Origin of the sequence: Micromonospora sp. NPDC051300 (assembly GCF_044455315.1) — a bacterium.
Lineage (GTDB): Bacteria > Actinomycetota > Actinomycetes > Mycobacteriales > Micromonosporaceae > Micromonospora > Micromonospora robiginosa.
On sequence record NZ_JBITEP010000012.1, the window covers coordinates 80056 to 98648 of the forward strand.

The following is an 18593-nucleotide window of genomic DNA, read 5'->3' on the forward strand; positions in this document are numbered from 1 at the left end:
ACCGGCTCAGTCCTCGGTGCGCTCGTCGGTCGGCGCGACCAGGACCACCTTGCGACGCCGGGACAGCATCAGCAGCGCCGCGCCGGCGGCGAGCACGACCGCGCCGATGCCGCCGATCAGGCCCACCTGCATGCCGGTCACCGGCAGGCCGCCGTCACCGGTGCCACCACCGCTGCCACCGCCGGCGGTCGGGGTCGGGGTCGGCACCGCGGTCGCGCTGCCGCTCGGGGTCGGCTCGGCGGTCGGGGTCGGCTCGGCGGTCGGGGTGGGCGTCGGGTTCGGGGTCGGCTCCGCGCTCGGGTCGACGAAGACGTCGAACTGGGCGATGTTGTCGCCGTCGTCGACCTCGGAGAAGGTGCGACGCTGGGCCGAGCTGGCAACGCGCGGCGCCTCCTCGGGCTCACCGGCGGCGCGCTCCAGGCCCTCGGCCCAGACGAAGCCGGGCCGGAGCAGCTTCTCGGTCACGTCCGCGCCGACCTTCACCCGCACCGGGGCGGCGTAGTACTGGCCGGGCTTGAGCACCACGCCCCGGTCCACGCAGTACGCCTGCGCGACGCCGCCCAGCTCCTGCTCCTCGCACCCCTCGGGCAGCTCGGCGAAGGTGACGCCGGCCGGCAGCGTGATCCCGTACGCGACGCCGGTGGCCTTCTTGTCGCCGGCGTTGAAGACGGCCCAGTCCAGCGGCGCGGTCTCGCCCGGCCGGACCGGACGCAGGTTCGCCTCGCCGGTCTCGTCGCCGTCGACCTGCACGTCGGCGTGGACGTCCTGCACCCAGGTGGAGAGGTCGTAGCCGGAGGCGGCGACGGTGATGTCGTGGTCGACGGAGTCCAGGACGCCGTCGCCGTTGGCCGCGCTGATGGAGACCGTAAGCGTGCCGGCCGCGCCCTTGCCCCCGGTGGAGAAGAGCGGAATGCCGAAGTCCTCCGTGGTGCCGGCGGCCAGGTCGCCGAGCAGGCAGGAGAACGCGGTGCCGGAGACCTTGCAGCCGTCCGGGACGAGCACCCCCACCTTGCCGGGCTTGAGACCCTTCGTCTCCACCGTGACCCGGACGTCCTTGGCGTCGACCGTGCCGGTGGTGTTGTTCACCTGGAACTTGAACGGCTTGGCCTTGGCCGCGTCGACGCCCTTGGCCAGCTGGTAGCTGAGCGGGATGAGCTGGAGGTCGGCGTCGCCGGCGGCGTGCGCCGGACCGCTGACCGCGCCGAGGCCGGCGGTGGAGAGCAGGGCCACCACTCCGGCACGCGCCAGTGTGGATCGATAACGGAAGGTCATGGTTCCCCCGGGGGTAGGGACGCGCCGATCAGGCACGGAACGAACGGACGGTACCGGAGCGACGCGGCGCGGCGCCAGCGCTGCGCGGATGGAATTCCCATCTACCTCGACGAACAGCAGGGGCGGGATGGTCACCCATCCCGCCCCTGCCGCGGTGCGTTATGTGAACGGCCCTCATGGGCCGATGGAGGACGATCGTCAGACGGCCGACTTCTCGTCGCCCGGGGTCACCAGGACCACGCGACGACGGCGGGCGGCCATGAACAGCGCGCCACCGGCGGCCAGCACGGCCACGCCGACGCCGCCGAGCAGGCCGGCCTGCGGGCCGGTGACCGGCAGGCCACCGTCGTCGTCACCCTCGCCGCCACCGGAACCGCCCGCGGCGGCGGCGACCACGACAGCGTACGCGTCGGTGTTGTCGGTGGCGTCGACCTCGACGGGCGCGGCGGCCTCGGCGTTCGCCGGCAGGGCGCTGCGACCGGCGGTGCGGGCGGTGAGCGACTGGGTGCCCAGCGCCTCGACGGTGACCTTGCCGCCGCTGAGGCTGCCGGCCTTGACGTCCTTGCCGACGGTGAGCACGTGGTAGGCGCGGAGACCGGCGATCTGCTCGTCACCCGGCTTGTCCTTCGACTCCGGGATCAGGTCCAGGCTCGCGTAGGTGCAGACGCGGGAGGTCTTGGCGGCGTCGTCCACGCAGCCCTCCTCCACCTGGGCGAAGGTCACGCCCTTGGGCAGCTTGACCGAGATCTTCAGGCCGGACGCGGTGGCGTCGCCCTGGTTCCAGGTGCTGTAGATGAGCTGCGCGGTCTCACCGGCGTGCAGGTCGCCCACCACGGAGATCTTGTCGCCCTCGACCTTGACGGCCTTGTTCACGTCGCCGGCGACCACGGTCAGGTCCGGGCCGGTGCCCTCGACCTTGACCTTGACGGTCACCTCGTTGTTGGACTCGTCCGGGTCCGGGCCCTCGTGCAGGATGATCGCGCTGATCTCGCCGGCGTCGCCGACCCCGGCGCCCTTGCGCTTCAGCGGGAAGCCCCAGTCGACGTCCGCGCCGGCCTTCAGGGTGTCGCCCTGGATGCCGCAGAGGATGATGCCGTCCTCGCGCTTGTTGCAACCGGACTCGTCGATGTCTACCTTGCTGGTGTCGAGCTTGCTGATGTCCAGCCCGACCAGGATGCCCTTGGCGTCCACCTTGCTCTTGTTGAGCAGGGAGACGCTCGCGGTCTTGCCCGGCGCGCCCACGGCGATCGTGGTGCCGGTGGCCTCGATGGCGAGGTCGGCCGAGGCCGGCTCGGCCATCGCCGGCGCGGCGAAGAGGCCGGCGGCGAGGACGCCGGTGGCACCGGCGAGCACGCGACTACGGATAAGCATGGAAGTGGATCCCCCCGTGGGGTGCAGGAAAGGGTACGGGCGGGGACATTAGCGGTCTGCGATCTTCCCCGCCATCCCGCCCGGCGGACGTTCACCACCTGCACACCTAAGGATCGCTTAAAGGTGGTCCGAATTGATCGCTCTTGCTCCCCTGCGCCCCGGCTCGCGGCCGGACGACCAGCCCGCCGGAAGCACCCTTTCGCCCAGCAACCATCGACCGTTCGACCGAGCATCGACGCCGCACACGCCGTCACCGACCGTGCGGGAACCCACGCGAGCGGTCAGTTCACCTCCACCAGCGGCAACGACCGGCCGGCACCGCCGCCCGGCAGGGCGATCGACGAGAAGTGCGAGACCACCCGGTCGTCGCTCGGGTCGTCGGCGGGGGTGTGGTGCACCGCGAGCCGGTGGTAGAGCGTGTCCCGCTGGGCCGGGATCCGGTCCGCCGAGCGGATCATGCCGATCAGCTCGTGCAGGTTGGACCGGTGCCGGGCGCCGGCGGAGGAGATGACGTTCTCCTCCAGCATGATCGAGCCGAGGTCGTCCACACCCATGTGCAGGGCGAGCTGCCCGACGTCCTTGCCGGTGGTGAGCCAGGACGCCTGCAGGTGCGGCACCGTCTCGAAGAAGAGCCGGGCCACCGCGACCAGGCGCAGGTATTCCAGCGCGGTGGCCTGGGTGCGGCCCTTCAGGTGGTTGTTCTCCGGCTGGTAGGTCCACGGGATGAAGGCGCGGAAGCCGCCGGTGCGGTCCTGCACGTCCCGGATCATCCGCAGGTGCTCGATCCGCTCCGCGTTGGTCTCGCCGGTGCCCATCATCATGGTCGCGGTCGACTCCAGGCCCTGCCGGTGCGCCAACTCCATCACCTCGAGCCAGCGCGCGCCGGACTCCTTCAGCGGGGCGATCGCCTTGCGCGGCCGGTCCGGCAGCATCTCGGCGCCGGCGCCGGCGATCGAGTCCAGGCCGGCGGCCTTGATCCGCGCGATGGCCTCGTCGAGGCTCACCCCGGAGACCTTCGCCATGTGCAGGATCTCGCTCGGGCCGATCGAGTGGATGGCGAGCTGGGGATAGGCCTGCTTGACCGAGGAGAACAGCTCCTCGTAGTAGTCCACGCCGTAGTCGGGGTGGTGCCCGCCCTGGAGCATCACCTGGGTGGCGCCCAGTTCGACCGCCTCGCCGCAGCGGCGCAGGATCTCCTCGGTCGGGTGGGTCCAGCCCTCGGCGTGCTTGGGCGCCCGGTAGAACGCGCAGAACTTGCACGCCGTCACGCAGACGTTCGTGTAGTTGATGTTGCGGTCGATCAGGTACGTGACGATGTTGTCCGGGTAGCGGCGCCGCCGGACCGCGTCGGCCGCCTCGCCAAGCGCGTGGAAGGGCGCCTCGGTGTAGAGCAGCAGGGCCTCCTCGGGCGTGATCCGCCCGCCGTCCGCGCCACGCTGCAGGATGTCGTCGATCTCCCGGCTCACCGTCACGCCTCCGAGCCTACGTCGCCTCGGAAGGGTTCCGTCCCGCCGGTGCCACCTGTGTGATCCAGCGCCGCCGCCTCAGAATTTATTATCAAGATCAAAATAAAATTTTATTCGCTGATTGACAAGACATGGGAGTCAATCGCATCATCTTGTTCGACATCCACCCGCACCATGGGACGCGACATGAGCGAAACGGACACCGCTCCGGGCATTGCCGCACGATGCCGAGCAGACGGCGGACTAACGGAAACAACCCTCGGCAAGTTGCGGGACGAGTTGGGTTACCGGAAGCTCGGGCGCTGGGTTCTCGCGGAGATCGCTGACACGCTTCGAGCGACTGGCCTCGGCTTCTTCCCCGCCGACAGGCTCGACGCGGCGCTCAACACCGAGCCACGCCAATGGCAGACGGTCTGGATCTACGCCCGGGACAGCAGTCCCCGATCACGTGTGATCGACGCCGTGCTTCACCCCGATGACTGCGACGTCCGAACGGAACTCGAGGCCATCGGTACGAGGACCGCCGCCGGGCTGAGCCACCGGCAGAAGCTCGACCTCATCAGAGAAATCGTCAACGCCTGACCCCGGCACCCGTCGCAGCAGCAGAGCAGAAAGGCCGTCGCCCCTTGACCGCCCACGTCTTCGTCGATGAGACCAAGGAACGTGGTCTCATCGTCGCCGCCGTGGTCGTGCCTGTGGCCGACCTAGCCGCTGCGCGCCGGGCGACCCGTGATCTGATCCTGCCCGGCCAGCGTCGCATCCACTTCCACAAGGAGAGGGACGATCGGCGCCGTCAGATCATCGACCGGTTTCTCGCGCTACCCGCCCACGTCGTCATCTTCGACGCGAAGGCGCACCGTAACGCGCGGGGCGCTCGCGAAGCCTGCATCGTATCTTTGGTCGAGCACTCAGCGAAGATCGGGGCCGTCCGCCTGGTCCTGGAACGTGACGACTCGACCTTTCGAGCTGATCAGCGCCTGCTCTTCGAGCAGGTCAGGAAGTGTGGCGTAGACGGCGCACTTCGCTATGACCAGCTACGTGCCCACGAAGAGTGCCTGCTGGCGATCCCCGACGCAGTGGCTTGGTGCTGGGCCAAGGGCGGACGCTGGAAGGACTCCATCCGCCGCATGATCAGCGAGTCGCGGCCGATCTGAACTTTCACAGACAGCGCAAGACCCGGCTCACCCACCGTCCGGAAGGCTGCCGGGTCCACTTCCATGGAGCTAATGCCCCTGGCAGTTGAAGGTTACCGCTGTCCGAACCGTTCGGACAAGGCAATGCCACGTTTGGCGGACCCTAAGGTACGACTCAACGCCATCGCCGATGGGCCCGCCGGCCGCCTCACGCGTCGTAGTCGACAGTCAGCCTGTCCGTCATCGGGCTGGACTGGCAGGTGAGCACGTATCCGGCGGCCACCTCGTCCGGCTCCAGCGCATAGTTGCGGGCCATCGTCACCTCGCCCTCCACCACCCGGGCCCGGCAGGTCGAGCAGACGCCGCCCTTGCAGGCGTACGGCAGCTCGCCGCGCACCCGCAGCGCCGCGTCCAGCACCCGCTCGTCCCGGGCCATCGTGAAGCTCGACGAACGCCCGTCCAGCACCAGCGTCACCTCGGTGCCCGACCCGTCACCCGGCCGCTCGGCCGGGCGGCGCGCCGGCTCCGCCGCGGAGTCCACGTGGAACAGCTCGGTGTGCACCGCCTTGTCGGGCAGACCGCGCGCGGCCAGCACCGCCTTGGCGTCCTCCACCATCCCGAAGGGGCCGCAGAGGAACCACTCCTCGATCTCGTCACCCGGCACCACGGTGTCGAGCAGCCGGGTCAGCCGGTCCGCGTCGATCCGCCCGGAGAGCAGCGGCGACTCGCCCATCTCGCGGGAGAGCACGTGCACCAGGTGCAGCCGGGTCGGATAGCGGTCCTTCAGGTCGGCCAACTCCTCGGCGTACATCACCGTGTTCGCCGTGCGGTTGCCGTACACCACTGTGAATGTGCTGGCCGGCTCGACGGCCAGCGCGGTCGCGGTCAGGCCGAGCACCGGCGTGATGCCGGAACCGGCGACCACCGCGCCGTAGCGGCGGACCCGGTCCGGGGCGAACGCGGAGGTGAAGTGCCCGAGCGGCGGCAGCACCTCGACGGTGTCGCCGTCGCGCAGCGCGCCGCAGGCGTACGCGGAGAACGCGCCGCCCGGCACCTCGCGCACCCCGATCCGCAACCGGCCGTGCCGGGCCAGGTCGTCCGGCGTGGAGCTGATCGAGTACGACCGCCGCGCCTCCTCGGCCTCCGGGTCGTCCGCGACCGCCGGACGGCGGACCGTGAGGTGCTGCCCGGCCCGGAACGCGAACGTCTCCCGCAACTCCTCGGGCACCGCGAAGGTGATCGACACCGAGTCGTCGGTGAGCCGGTCGACGGCGGCGACGGGCAGCGGGTGGAAGACCGGCCGGCGGCGCACCGGACGGGTGATGGTGACAGTCACAGCGCCTTCAGGTGGTCGAAGGGTTCGGAGCAGGAACGGCAGCGCCACAGCGCCTTGCAGGCGGTGGAGCCGAACCGGCTGACCTGGGTGGTCTCCGGCGATCCGCAGCGCGGGCAGCGGACCGCCAGGGTCAGCGGGACCACTGTGTCGTCGCCGCGCGGGGCGGGCGGCGCGATGCCGGCGGCGGCCAGCTTGGCCCGGCCGGTGTCGGAGATCCAGTCGGTGCTCCAGGCCGGGTGGTAGACCGTGCGGACCTCGGCGTCGGGGTGCCCGGCGGCGGCGAGCGCGCGGCGGATGTCGGCGCGGATCACGTCCATGGCCGGGCAGCCCGTGTAGGTGGGGGTGATGGTCACGACCACCCGACCGGTGTCCGGCTCCCGCTCGACCGCGCGCAGGATGCCCAGCTCGTCGATGGTGATCACCCGGATCTCCGGGTCCACCACCGCCGCCACTGCCGTCCTCGGGTCGGTCTCCGTGGTCACCATCTCGCCCCCGGGTGGGCACGGTGCAGCACCTGCATCTCGGCCAGCAGGTAGGACAGGTGCTCGGTGTGCACGCCGTCCCGGCCGCCGCCCGGCGCCCAGCTCGTCTCCGGGCGGGCCAGCGTCGCCTCGTCCAGCACCGCGGCCACGGTGGCGTCCACGTCGGCCCGCAGGGTGGCCGGGTCGACAGGCGCCCCCGGGCACGGGACGAACAGCTCGTGGACGTACGGCCAGACCTGGTCGACCGCGTCCTGCGCGCGGCGGTGCGACTCGTCGGTGCCGTCGCCGAGGCGCTTCATCCAGAGCGAGGCGTGGTCCAGGTGGTAGGCCGACTCCTTGCGCGCCTTCGCGCCGATGGCGGCCAGCCGCTCGTCGGCGCAGCCGGCCAGCGCGGTGTAGAGCGGCAGTTGCCAGGCGGCCAGGAAGAACAGCTTCGCCACGGTCACCGCGAAGTCGCCGTTGGGCAGCTCGACCAGCAGGCAATTGCGGAACTCCCGGTCGCCGCGCAGGTAGGCCAGCGCGTCCTCGTCCCGGCCCGCGCCCTCCAGCTCGCCCGCGTAGGTGAGCAGGAGCCGGGCGGCGCCGAGCTGGTCGAGGGCGATGTTGGCCAGCGCGATGTCCTCTTCCATCTCCGGCGCGCGGGTGGTCCACTCGCCGAGCCGCTGCGCCGCGATCAGCGCGTCGTCGCCGAGGCCGAGCGTGAAGTCGAAGACCGTCGTCACAGGTGCGACACCCCGTCCGGGACCTCGTAGAACGTCGGGTGGCGATAGACCTTGTCGGCCGCCGGGTCGAAGAAGGCGTCCTTCTCGTCCGGGCTGGACGCGGTGATCGCGCCCGCCGGCACCACCCAGATGGAGACGCCCTCCTGGCGGCGGGTGTAGAGGTCGCGGGCGTTGCGCAGCGCCAGCTCGGCGTCGGGGGCGTGCAGGCTGCCGACGTGGGTGTGCGACAGGCCGCGCCGGGCCCGCACGAAGACCTCCCACAGAGGTGAGGACTGGCCGGTCATGCGGAGCTGGCCGGGCGTGCCCTCACGGCCCTCGCTTCGCTCGGTGCGTTCGGTCATGCCGCCACCGCTTCCTTCCGGTCCGTCCGCTCCGCCCGCTTCGCGGCGTACGCCGCGGCGGCCTCCCGTACCCACGCGCCGTCGGCGTGGGCCCGCTGCCGGTGCGCCATCCGCTCCCGGTTGCACGGCCCGTTGCCCTTGATCACCCGCATCAGCTCGTCGTAGTCGGGCTGGGTGTAGTCGTACGCCTGGCGCTCGTCGTTGAAGCGCAGGTCCGGGTCGGGGATGCGCAGGCCGAGCACCTCGGCCTGGCCGACGCACATGTCGACGAAGCGCTGCCGCAGCTCGTCGTTGGAGAACCGCTTGATCTTCCAGGCCATCGACTGGGCGCTGTGCGTGGAGTCGCCGTCCGGCGGGCCGAACATGGCGAGCGACGGATACCACCAGCGGTCGACCGCGTCCTGGGCCATCGCCTTCTGCGCCTCGGTGCCGTGGGCCAACGTGTGCAGGATCTCGTAGCCCTGGCGCTGGTGGAACGACTCCTCCTTGCAGACCCGGATCATGGCCCGGGCGTAGGGGCCGTAGGAGCAGCGGCACAGCGGCACCTGGTTGACGATCGCCGCGCCGTCCACCAGCCAGCCGATCGCGCCCACGTCGGCCCAGGTCAGGGTGGGGTAGTTGAAGATCGAGCTGTACTTCTGGCGCCCGTTCAGCAGCAGCTCGACCAGCTCGTCGCGGCTGATGCCGAGCGTCTCGGCCGCCGCGTAGAGGTAGAGCCCGTGACCGGCCTCGTCCTGCACCTTGGCCAGCAGGATGGCCTTGCGTTTGAGCGAGGGGGCGCGGCTGATCCAGTTGCCCTCCGGCTGCATGCCGATGATCTCGGAGTGGGCGTGCTGGGCGATCTGCCGGATCAACGTCTTCCGGTACGCCTCAGGCATCCAGTCCCGGGGTTCGATCTTGTGGTCGGCGTCGATCACGTCGGCGAAGTAGGACTCGACGTCCTCGTCCGGCGCCGGGCCGCCCCGCCGGGCCCGCGCGGCCGCCTCGCGCAGCGCCGCCTCCGCGGCTTCCACCTCGCCGAGCAGGCCGCCGCCCGGAGCGTCCTCGGGTGGGGCGAAGTCATTGCCATACATGAAGCCAGTGTTACAGCTCGCGCCGGATGACACCAGAGGGTGTAACAGGATTCCGGAGACACCTTCGGTGACCGGCCGAACGCTCCTCGTGGTGGCCGCTGACCTGGAGAAACGGGTGTGACGTCGACCACTGGTCCGAAATGAAACCTCCCAAGGGCGGCATTGCGGGTCAATGTCCCGCCCACCCGGCGAGTCGCCGGGCGTCGGAATCTGGCGAAACGTCGGTCCGGAAGTAGACTTCCCCCGGCACACCGATCGGCTGCCGTTGATCGCCACCGCTCAGGCCACCGTCCCCCGGCCTTGTGGCGATCGGGCCGAACACATGCGCAAGCGCCGGTCCCCCCGGCCAGACATCTGGAGTTCACCCACTCATGCGACCTCGCGTGACCATGGTGCTCGCCGTCGTGGCGGTCCTCGTCGGCGGCGGCATGCTGGTGCCCGCCGCCTACGCGAAGCTCTCCGGCGGAGACGGCCTGAGCACCCTCGGCGGCGTCGGCGCCGGGGCCGAGCAGGTGCCGGCGCCCAGCCCGACCGCCCCGCCGCCGCCGACGCTCGCCGACGCCCCGGTCTCGGTGAACTTCAAGGGCCAGTTCTTCTCCTGGGCCCTGATGGACCGGAAGACCGGCGCCGTCACCGGCGCGAAGAACATGAGCCAGACCAGCTCCACCGAGTCGATGCTCAAGACCTGGATCGTCTCGGACTACCTGCGCCAGCTCGGCGACAAGGAGCCGACCGCCGCGCTGAAGAAGGCGGCGAGCGTGGCCATCCGGGACAGCAACGACGACGGCGCGAACATGGTCTACCGAGCGGCCGGCGGGTCCTACAAGCCGCAGCCGGGCAACAAGCTGAACCCGGTGCTCCAGCGCGCCGTCAGGATCTGCGGCCTCACCGACACGAAGGCCGGCACCGTGCCCGCGTACCTGGGCTGGTGGAGCTTCACCCAGATGTCCCCCCGGGACGCGGTCCGGCTCGGCGACTGCATCGCCGACGGCAAGGCCGCCGGGCCCAAGTGGACGAAGTGGGTGCTCGACGAGATGGCAAACGTCCGGGGCAGCATCAAGAGCCAGCAGGCGAAGTCCGGCGGGGGCAAGTGGGGCATCGTCGACGGCCTGCCCGCCTCGATCAGGTCCCAGGGCCCGGTGAGCATCAAGAACGGCTGGACCCAACTCGCGTACGACGGCAACTGGCACGTCAACTGCCTCGCCGTCACCGACACGTGGAGCCTCGCGGTGATGATGCGCTACCCCGGCAGCGCCGGCCTGTCCTACGGGTCGAAGGTGTGCGCCAGCGTCGCCACCCAGCTCGTCACCCCGCAGCCCGGCGCTGCCCTGAAGGTGCCGCAGCAGCCGGTCGGGAAGCTCTGATGGCCGGCGCCCGGCGTCGGCCCGGCAGCCATCACCGCCCGTTGGCGTTCACCGCCGTGGCCGTGGCCCTGGTCGGCCTGCTGATCCTCGCCCTGCGGCTGGTCCCCGGGTCGCCCGCGCAGCAGACCGCCGCGTCCCGCCCGGAGACCTCCGGCGAGCGGTCCACCGCGAAGCCCACCGGCCGCGACGCCCGCCCGGCGCCGACGCGCTCGCTGGAGCCGCTGCCGTTCGAGGCCAAGGACCTCGACGACCTCGACCTCGACGGCTGGTACGCCTGGTCCGTGCTGGACAAGCGCACCGGAAAGATCATCGGCTCGAAGAACATGGCCGAGACCAGCACCACCGCGTCCCTGATCAAGTCCTGGGTGGTCGCCGACTACCTGCGACGCAGCGCCGAGGACGGCCGGACCCCGAGCGACGCGAAGCTCGCCGACGCCACCCGGATCATCCGCGACAGCGACAACACCCGGGCCCAGGAGTTCTACGAGAGCGTGGGCAGTGCCGCCTCGATCAAGCGGCTGATCTCGATCTGCAAACTCACCGACAGCAAGGTGGCCGCCGACGGCGGCTGGAGCCGGACGCTGCTGTCCCCCCGGGACACCGCCCGGCTCGGCCTCTGCATCGACGACGGGCGGGCCGCCGGCCCGAAGTGGACGAAGTGGCTGCTCAACGAGATGCGGCTGGTCCGCGGCGACGGCGACTTCGGCATCCGCAAGGCGTTCCCGGCCGCCGAGCAGAAGAAGATCGCCATCAAGAACGGCTGGATCGACAGGCAGAAGGAAAAGGAATACCACGTCAACTGCCTGGCGATCGGCGACACCTGGACGATGGGCGTGATGGTCAAGAGCCCGTTCAGCGTCGGCGGGTGGGACTACGGCATGAAGGCGTGCGAGCAGATCACCGAGGCGCTGCTGCGCGAGCCGACCTGAGCCGCGGCCGGCGCGCTCGCTCAGCCCTGGAAGAACTCCGGCCCACCCGACGGCAACGCGGGCACCTCGCCGTAGGCGGCGGCCCGGCGGGCGAACTCGCGCAGCCCGGCGACCTGCCGCTCGCCCAGCGAGAAGTCGAGCGTGCGGAAGTAGGTCGCGAGGGTGGCCGCGTCGAACGGCTCCCAGCGGGCCGCCGCCTCGGCCACCTGGTCCAGCTCGGCCAGGCACAGGTCACGCGAGCGCAGGAACGCCTCGTGCACCTCCTTGACCAGGCCCGGGTGGGCGGCGGCGAAGTCACGACGGACCGCCCAGACCGCGAACACCATCGGCAGCCCGGTCCACTCGTGCCAGGCCTGCCCGAGGTCGGTCACCGCGAGGCCCTTGCCGGGCGCCTCGTAGAGCGCGCGCAGCGCCACGTCGCCGATCAGCACCCCCGCCTCGGCCTCCAGCAGCATCTGGGTCAGGTCCGGCGGGCAGCGGAAGTATTCCGGGCGCACCCCGTAGCGCTCGGCGAGCAGCACCTGGGCCAGCAGCACGCCGGTGCGCGAGGTGGAGCCCAGCGCCACCCGGGCGCCGTCCAGCTCGGCCAGCGGCCGGGTGGAGACCATATTGACCGAGAGCACCGGGCCGTCGCTGCCGACCGCCAGGTCGGGCAGGAGCAGCAGCTCGTCGGCGTGCTTCAGGAACTCCACGAGCGTGATCGGGCCGATGTCGAGGTCGCCGCGGACCAGGTCGGCGCTCAGCTTGTCCGGCGAGTCCTTGTGCAGGTCGACGTCGAGCAGGGCGCCGGACCGCATCAGCCCCCAGTAGATGGGCAGGCAGTTGAGGAACTGGATGTGCCCCACCCGGGGGCGGGCGATGCGGTCGGCCATGCCCCGACCGTATCCCCGCCACCCGCCCCCCGCCCCGCGGGGAGCCGCCGGAGTGGTCCATCCCCCACCCGGGGGGAAGGAGGGGCCCCCGCTTAACGCCTGCGGTAGAGGAGGGGCCCCTTCCTAACCGGCCACCCCCACCGGGGGCGGTGCGGCGGCGGGCACGGCGGCGCGCTCGGCGCGTACCGCGCGGCGGACCGGCCAGGCCAGCGCCACCACGACCAGCAGGCCGGCCACCCCGCAGCCGGCGACGAGAGGCCGGGGCTCGGCCACCTCCATCAGCAGGCCGCCGACCAGGTAGCCGGCCATTCCGCCGCCCTGCACCGCCGCGCCGAAGACCGCGAACGCCCGGCCCCGGGCCGCGTCGGGCACCCGCCGGGCCAGCAGCAGGTTGCCGAACACGTTGTTGCCGCCGTTGGCCACGCCGCCGAGCAGCCAGATCGGCACCAGGATCCATGCCGACGGCACCGCCGCCGACGCGAGCACGGCCAGGCAGCAGCCGCCGAGCAGCACCAGGCCGGCGCCGAGCAGCGCGCCGTCGTCCGCGAGCCGGCGGGCGACCCGGGCGAACACCCAGGCGCCGACCACGATGCCGAGCGTCCACGAGCCGGTGACCAGCCCGTAGACGGTGGTGGAGCTGTCCAGCGTCTCGCGGATGAAGAAGACCTCGATCACGTTGATCGCGCCGACCGCGCCGACCACCGCGGCCACGCTGCCGACCATGACCATCAACAGCGGGTCGCGGCGCAGTCGCCAGGCCGGCGTGGTCGACGCGGCGCCGGCCGCCGCCGTGGCCCGGCCGCCCCGTCGGGTACGGATGAGCAGCGCGGCCGTGACCAGCGCGAGGTAGCTGACCGCGTCGACGAGCAGCGGCACCCGGGTGCCGAACTGCCCGATGAGCAGCCCGGCCAGCGCGGGGCCGGCGAGCGCGCCCAGGGTCCCGGCGGTCTGGTTGAGCGCGCCGGCCCGGGGCAGGTCCTCGGCCCGGACCATGACCGGCACCAGCGCGGCGAGCACCGGCTGGGTGATCGCCAGCCCGGTCGCCAGCAGCGCTACCAGCGCGACGACCAGGAGCGGCGCCGTCGCGTACGCCAGCGCCACGCAGATCGCGGCCTGGACCAGACCGGTGGTAACCAGCAGGACCCGGCTGTCCACCCGGTCGGCGAGTCGACCGGTCAGCGGGGCGAGCGCGACGAGCGGCAGTGTCGCGGCGAGCAGCAGCCCGGAGACGGCGAGGCCGCCCGCGCCGGCGGACTGGAGCGCGAGCGTCAGCGCGGTGGCGGCGAGGAAGTCACCGCAGCTGGAGACGCCCCGGGCGGTGGCGGCGATCCACACGTCCGGCCAGCGCGAGGTGCCAGTTGTGAAGGACATACTTCGAAAATAATCCTTCACAACTGGTTCCCGCAACCCGGTACGTCAATCGATGGGCATCGCCCGGTACTGCACCGCCACCCTCCGGGCGCCCGCCGGCGGGTCGGTCCGGGTCCGCTGCCGGTACGGCGACGTCAGCGCCCGGACCGCCTCGTTCAGCTCGGCCAACTCCTCGGCGGTCAACAGCAGCACGCTGTCGCTGAACCAGGTCGCCTCGTACCACTCGCGCGACTCGTCCGGCGCCCGGCGCATCCAGTCCCGGACCCGCTGCGCGTCCCGCACCAGGTGCGCCTCCACCAGGGCCGCCTCGGCCGCGTGCGACTCCGGGTCGGCGTCCCGGCCCACCTCGACGGAGTACGACGGGTTCACCGCCTCCCAGACCCGCTCCCGCGCGTCGCCCCGCCCGGCCGCCTCCCGCACCAGGCCGAACTTCGCCAACTCGCGCAGGTGGTAGCTGGTGGCGCTCGGCGAGAGGCCGGCGATCTCGGCGCACTCGGTGGCGGTCGCGCCGCCCTCCTCCGCGCTCAGGTGTTCCATGATCGCCATGCGGGCGGGATGGGCGAGCGCCCGCATCACCTGCGGGTCGCTGATGGTCACCCGATGCTGTTCCGGACGCGCCTCGGTCATGCCCCCATGATTCCGCGTCGGTGTTCGGCGGGCAGCGCCCCGGTCCCGACGTAAAGGGGGCGCGTCGACGCGGAGCGGTTCCGTATAGTGGTTGACCGCCAGACGGCCGAGGTGAGCATGCACCGCAGCGGACGTCCCCGCGCCGGGAGCAGGCCATCCGCCCCGGACACGCGAGCGAGCATCATGTTGAGCCCTGGGAGTTCACAGTGCCCGCAACGGAACTGGAAGACGAGACAACCCTGGACGCCGCGCTCGTCGCCGAACGCGCCCACCTGGACACCTCCCGCGCCGCGTTGACGCGGATGCGGGAACGCGCCGAGTCGCTCTTCGCCACCGGCGACAAGGTGGCCGGCGACGCTTACACCGCCGAGCAACTCGGCCGGCACATGGCCCGGCGGGTCAAGGAACTGGCCGACGACCCGACCACCCCGCTTTTCTTCGGCCGGCTCGACTTCGGCGGGAACGCCGACGGCCCGCACAGCGGCGACGAGGACCCGGACCACGCCGGGCGCGACTACCACGTCGGGCGGCGACACGTCACCGACGAGTTGGGCGAGCCGCTGGTGCTGGACTGGCGGGCCCCGGTCTCCCGATCGTTCTACCGGGCCAGCGCCCGCGACCCGCAGGGCGTCGCCGTGCGCCGCCGGTTCGGGTTCAGCGCCGGCGTGCTCACCAGCTTCGAGGACGAGCACCTCGACCGGGGCGAGGAACTCGGCACGGCCAGCCGGATCCTCACCGCCGAGATCGAGCGCCCCCGCGTCGGCCCGATGCGGGACATCGTCGCCACCATCCAGCCCGAGCAGGACGAGCTGGTCCGGGCCGACCTGGCCGACTCGATCTGCGTGCAGGGCGCGCCGGGCACCGGCAAGACGGCGGTCGGGCTGCACCGCGCCGCCTACCTGCTCTACCTGCACCGGGAGCGGCTGCGCCGCTCGGGGGTGCTGATCGTCGGGCCGAACCGCGCGTTCCTGTCGTACATCGCGGCGGTGCTGCCCGCGCTCGGCGAGGTCGAGGTCGAGCAGGCGACAGTGGAGGACCTGGTCGCCCGGGTGCCGGTCCGCGCGGTCGACGAGCCGGCCGCCGCCGCGCTCAAGCACGACGTCCGGATGGCCGAGGTGCTGCGCCGCGCCGTCGACGCCCACATCGGTACGCCGACCGAGCCGATCATGGTCTCGGACGGCTCGTTCCGCTGGCGGATCGGCCTCGACCCGCTGCACCGGGTGGTCGCCGAGACCCGCGCGGAGGGCCTGCCCTACACCACCGGCCGGGACCGGGTCCGGGCCCGGGTGGTGGGACTGCTGCAACGCCAGGCCGAGGCCCGCCGCGCCGAGTCGCCGTCCGACGCCTGGCTGCGCCGGATGAGCCGGATCAAACCGGTCACCGACCTGCTCGACGCCGTCTGGCCGGCACTCACCCCGGACGGTCTGGTGCACCGCCTGCGCACCGACGCCGACGCGCTCGCCGCGGCCGCCGACGGGCTGCTCACCGCCGAGGAGCAGGAGCTGTTCCGGGCCGGCAAGGTCGGGCGTACCCCGAAGGCGACCCGCTGGACCGCCGCGGACGCCGTGCTCATCGACGAGGCCGCCGGGCTACTGGACCGGCCCGGCGGCTTCGGTCACGTGGTGGTCGACGAGGCGCAGGACCTCTCCCCCATGCAGTGCCGGGCCATCGCCCGCCGCAGTGAACACGGCTCGATCACGCTCCTCGGCGACCTGGCCCAGGGCACCGCGCCGTGGGCGGCGACCGACTGGCGCGAGTCGCTGAGCCACCTGGGCAAGCCGGACGCGGCGGTGGTGCCGCTGAGCGTCGGCTTCCGGGTGCCGGCCGCGGTGGTGGCGTTCGCGAACCGGCTGCTGCCCGCGCTCGCCGTCGACGTGCCCGCCGCGCGGTCGCTGCGCCACGACGGGGCGCTCGACGTGCGTACCGCCGAGGACCTGACGGCCGCGACGGTGGCCGAGGTGCGGGCGGCGCTGGCCCACGACGGCTCGGTCGGGGTGATCGCGGCCGACGACGCGGTGGACCGGCTTCGCGCGGCGCTCGCCGACGCGGGCGTGGCCACCGCGACCGTGGACGACGTCGAGGCCGCGGCGCGCGTCACCGTGGTGCCGGCGACGCTGGTCAAGGGCCTGGAGTACGACCACGTGGTGGTGGTCGAGCCGGCCGCGATCGTGGCCGCCGAGCCGCGTGGCCTGCACCGGCTCTACGTGGTGCTGACCCGGGCGGTCTCCCGGCTGGCGGTGCTGCACCGCGAGCCGCTGCCCGCGCCACTGGCCGCCTGACCGGCGGCACGTCGCCCTGCCGGTGGACACGCGGCACGGCTGACGCGCGGTGGCGGCTCAGGCCGCGAGCGCGGCGGCGACGGCGCGCAGCGGGGCGCCCGACTCGGCGATCGGCACGGTGAAGGCGAGCCACGAGCCGTCGACGAACGTGAGACGCAGGCGCTTCGGGTTGAGCCGGTGCCAGCCGACCCGCGCGGACGCCACCTCGGCGCGCCCGACGGCCCAGACGACCTCGGTCTCGGCGAGCGCCCGCTCCTCGGCGTCGCGCCCGCCCAGCAGCTTCACGCCACCGGTGCGACAGACGAGCAACCGCCTGTCGGTGACCGCGAGCAGGGTGTCCCGCACCTGGACGTCCGGCCCGGACGGGCTGATCGCCCGGTGCAGCCGGGACGCGGCCGAGCCGGGCGCGCCGCGACCGGCGATGCCCCAGCCGACCAGGTCGACGAGACGGTCGCCGCGCTCCCAGGTGGCCAGCGGCAGGAGCACGTTCAGCAGCACCGAGCCGACGGTCCGCCGGCCCGGACCGGCGGCCGGCGCCGGCTCGGGCGGCGGTGGCGGGGTGAGACCGCCGCCGACATCCGCCTTGGCCTGGGCCAGCACCCGCTCACCCGGCTCGATGAGCCGGTCGATCGCCTCGCGGTATCTGGTCTCGTCCATCGGCTCAGTATCGGTCGTGGCCGTAGCCGTCGTCGGCGCGGCGCTCCGCGGCCGGGGCGTTGCCCATCACCTCGCCGACGATCTCGCGCACCCGGGCGGCGGCGGCCTCCTGCGCCCGGTTCGCGGCGGCGGTGAACTCCTCGGCCAGGGTGTAGGAGTCGAACCGCATGGCCCGCGCGTTGATCTCGGTGGAGAGGATCTTGCCGTCGGCGGCGGCGACCACCGTGACCAGGCCGGAGTCGCTCGCACCCTCGGCGCTGCTCTGCTCCAGCTCGGCCATCCGCGCGCCGAGCTCACGCTGCCACCCGTCCAGGTTGCGGGCCAGCGCCTCGATCCGGTCCAGGGCCGGGAACGTCATGGCTGCCTCTCAGTTCACGATCGAGTCGAACACGTTCTGCACACCCCTGGTGTAGGGGCCGAGATCCTCGCGGTAGGTGCCGTCGACCAGGTAGTTGCGGTCCTTGTGGCCGTCGGAGACGTCGTGCAGGCCGACGCCGGTGTCCAGCAGGGCCCCGCCGATGCCCGGGATGTTCACCGGGGACGCCTGGTTGATGGCGAACTTGCCGGGGAACAGGATCGCGGTCCGTCTCATCTTGAAGGCGAACGCCTCCTTCGAGTAACCGGACTTGTTCCACGCCTTGTACGCCTTCTTGGCCTTGCGCAGCTCCATCACCAGCTTGCGGTAGCGGGTGAGCAGCTCGGCGACCTTCTCCAGCTTGGTGACCAGCTTGGTGAGGATCTCCGCGAAGCGCGCCACGATCTTGACCATGCGGCCGACCGTGGTGGCCAGCCGGGCCAGCACCCGCACCACGGTGGCCGCCAGGGTCACGCCGGCACTGAGCGCGGCCGCCACCGCCGCGATGATCACCTCGGTCAGGAACCAGAGCAGGAACTCCAGGATCAGCTCGACCAGCAGGTTGAACGCGTCGACCGCCGCGTTCGCCGCGTCGACGAGCACCTCCTTGGTGCCGTCCAGCCCCTTGGCCAGCTCCTCGATCGCCTCCTCGACGGACTCCATCGAGGCGTGGAACTTCTCCGCCGCGTCCCCGTCCCACGCGCCGCGCAGCCGGGCCCGGTCGGCGACCTGGTCACCGGCGATCCGCCGGACCGCCTCGCCGGTGGTCAGCGCCAACTGGGCGGCCTGCATCAGGTCGTCCGGCTCACCGGCGACCAGCTCCAGCAACTGCTCGAACGGCCACAGCACCGCGTTGGAGAGCGGCTTGAACGGGTCGGGCGTGCCCGACACGATCTGCTCGAAGTAGGTCTTGTTGCGCTGAAGCGCCTCGGTGCTCATTCCG

Annotated in this window: 19 protein-coding genes; 5 read left to right on the plus strand and 14 right to left on the minus strand. The window is 72.1% G+C overall.

Going from position 1 to position 18593, the window contains the following annotated elements; translation table 11 throughout:
- Positions 1 to 6: 6 nt before the first annotated feature.
- From ACIA5A_RS15815 to mqnC, 3 genes are all read right to left on the minus strand, one after another.
- Positions 7 to 1272, minus strand: coding sequence for a cell wall anchor protein (locus tag ACIA5A_RS15815; RefSeq protein WP_396761959.1), 1266 nt, complete (start codon positions 1270 to 1272; stop codon positions 7 to 9).
- A gap of 198 nt (positions 1273 to 1470) precedes the next feature.
- Complete coding sequence (locus ACIA5A_RS15820; RefSeq protein ID WP_396761962.1) at positions 1471 to 2643, minus strand: hypothetical protein; 1173 nt, start codon at positions 2641 to 2643, stop codon at positions 1471 to 1473.
- 281 nt (positions 2644 to 2924) lie between these two features.
- Positions 2925 to 4115 (minus strand): cyclic dehypoxanthinyl futalosine synthase, encoded by a 1191-nt coding sequence (gene mqnC / locus ACIA5A_RS15825; protein WP_396761965.1) that lies wholly within the window; start codon positions 4113 to 4115, stop codon positions 2925 to 2927.
- A gap of 180 nt (positions 4116 to 4295) precedes the next feature.
- On the opposite strand from mqnC, the gene ACIA5A_RS15830 reads away from it, so the two are divergent.
- Both ACIA5A_RS15830 and ACIA5A_RS15835 read left to right on the plus strand, forming a co-directional pair.
- Complete coding sequence (locus tag ACIA5A_RS15830; protein WP_396761968.1) at positions 4296 to 4691, plus strand: hypothetical protein; 396 nt, start codon at positions 4296 to 4298, stop codon at positions 4689 to 4691.
- Between the two features lie 44 nt (positions 4692 to 4735).
- The gene (locus ACIA5A_RS15835) at positions 4736 to 5263 is read left to right on the plus strand and encodes a hypothetical protein (protein WP_396761971.1); all 528 of its coding nucleotides are present in this window, start codon (positions 4736 to 4738) and stop codon (positions 5261 to 5263) included.
- A 187-nt stretch (positions 5264 to 5450) separates the two neighbouring features.
- Here the strand turns inward: ACIA5A_RS15835 and paaE are convergent, their stop codons facing one another.
- From paaE to paaA, 5 genes are read right to left on the minus strand one after another with little or no spacing between them, the layout of a single operon-like run.
- Positions 5451 to 6578 (minus strand): 1,2-phenylacetyl-CoA epoxidase subunit PaaE, encoded by a 1128-nt coding sequence (gene paaE / locus ACIA5A_RS15840; protein ID WP_396761974.1) that lies wholly within the window; start codon positions 6576 to 6578, stop codon positions 5451 to 5453.
- On the minus strand, positions 6575 to 7060 hold the full coding sequence (gene paaD / locus ACIA5A_RS15845; RefSeq protein ID WP_396761977.1) for a 1,2-phenylacetyl-CoA epoxidase subunit PaaD: 486 nt from the start codon (positions 7058 to 7060) through the stop codon (positions 6575 to 6577). The genes paaE and paaD overlap by 4 nt, the downstream gene beginning before the upstream one ends.
- Positions 7057 to 7782 carry a 1,2-phenylacetyl-CoA epoxidase subunit PaaC gene (paaC, locus tag ACIA5A_RS15850; RefSeq protein WP_396761980.1) on the minus strand — a complete coding sequence of 242 codons (726 nt, stop codon included), beginning with the start codon at positions 7780 to 7782 and terminating at the stop codon, positions 7057 to 7059. The genes paaD and paaC overlap by 4 nt, the downstream gene beginning before the upstream one ends.
- The gene (paaB, locus tag ACIA5A_RS15855; protein WP_396762238.1) at positions 7779 to 8066 is read right to left on the minus strand and encodes a 1,2-phenylacetyl-CoA epoxidase subunit PaaB; all 288 of its coding nucleotides are present in this window, start codon (positions 8064 to 8066) and stop codon (positions 7779 to 7781) included. The genes paaC and paaB overlap by 4 nt, the downstream gene beginning before the upstream one ends.
- Before the next feature lie 53 nt (positions 8067 to 8119).
- Positions 8120 to 9196, minus strand: a complete 1077-nt coding sequence (gene paaA, locus ACIA5A_RS15860; protein ID WP_396761983.1) for a 1,2-phenylacetyl-CoA epoxidase subunit PaaA — start codon at positions 9194 to 9196, stop codon at positions 8120 to 8122.
- Positions 9197 to 9567: 371 nt separating this feature from the next.
- Between paaA and ACIA5A_RS15865 the strand changes: the two genes are divergently transcribed.
- Both ACIA5A_RS15865 and ACIA5A_RS15870 read left to right on the plus strand, forming a co-directional pair.
- Entirely contained in the window at positions 9568 to 10560 is a 993-nt protein-coding gene (locus ACIA5A_RS15865; RefSeq protein ID WP_396761986.1) for a hypothetical protein, read from the plus strand.
- Positions 10560 to 11489: a hypothetical protein gene (locus tag ACIA5A_RS15870; RefSeq protein ID WP_396761989.1), complete on the plus strand. Its 930-nt coding sequence runs from the start codon at positions 10560 to 10562 to the stop codon at positions 11487 to 11489. Before ACIA5A_RS15865 ends, ACIA5A_RS15870 begins: the two co-directional genes overlap by 1 nt.
- 20 nt (positions 11490 to 11509) lie before the next feature.
- Here the strand turns inward: ACIA5A_RS15870 and ACIA5A_RS15875 are convergent, their stop codons facing one another.
- The 3 genes from ACIA5A_RS15875 to ACIA5A_RS15885 form a co-directional block, all read right to left on the minus strand.
- Positions 11510 to 12361, minus strand: coding sequence for a menaquinone biosynthetic enzyme MqnA/MqnD family protein (locus ACIA5A_RS15875; protein ID WP_181571298.1), 852 nt, complete (start codon positions 12359 to 12361; stop codon positions 11510 to 11512).
- Between the two features lie 123 nt (positions 12362 to 12484).
- A complete protein-coding gene (locus ACIA5A_RS15880; protein ID WP_396761993.1) occupies positions 12485 to 13732 on the minus strand; it encodes an MFS transporter in 1248 nt (415 codons plus the stop codon).
- A 45-nt stretch (positions 13733 to 13777) separates the two neighbouring features.
- Positions 13778 to 14359 (minus strand): ArsR/SmtB family transcription factor, encoded by a 582-nt coding sequence (locus ACIA5A_RS15885; RefSeq protein ID WP_396761996.1) that lies wholly within the window; start codon positions 14357 to 14359, stop codon positions 13778 to 13780.
- Between the two features lie 206 nt (positions 14360 to 14565).
- On the opposite strand from ACIA5A_RS15885, the gene ACIA5A_RS15890 reads away from it, so the two are divergent.
- A complete protein-coding gene (locus ACIA5A_RS15890; RefSeq protein WP_396761999.1) occupies positions 14566 to 16638 on the plus strand; it encodes a HelD family protein in 2073 nt (690 codons plus the stop codon).
- Positions 16639 to 16695: 57 nt separating this feature from the next.
- On the opposite strand, the gene ACIA5A_RS15895 is transcribed toward ACIA5A_RS15890, so the two are convergent.
- Genes ACIA5A_RS15895 through ACIA5A_RS15905 form a run of 3 tightly spaced genes read right to left on the minus strand, consistent with a single transcriptional unit; the run spans position 16696 to position 18589 of the window.
- The gene (locus ACIA5A_RS15895) at positions 16696 to 17295 is read right to left on the minus strand and encodes a hypothetical protein (RefSeq protein ID WP_396762002.1); all 600 of its coding nucleotides are present in this window, start codon (positions 17293 to 17295) and stop codon (positions 16696 to 16698) included.
- 4 nt (positions 17296 to 17299) lie between these two features.
- Complete coding sequence (locus ACIA5A_RS15900) at positions 17300 to 17653, minus strand: YbaB/EbfC family nucleoid-associated protein (RefSeq protein ID WP_091062885.1); 354 nt, start codon at positions 17651 to 17653, stop codon at positions 17300 to 17302.
- 9 nt (positions 17654 to 17662) lie between these two features.
- A complete protein-coding gene (locus tag ACIA5A_RS15905) occupies positions 17663 to 18589 on the minus strand; it encodes a WXG100 family type VII secretion target (protein WP_396762005.1) in 927 nt (308 codons plus the stop codon).
- Positions 18590 to 18593 lie beyond the last annotated feature (4 nt).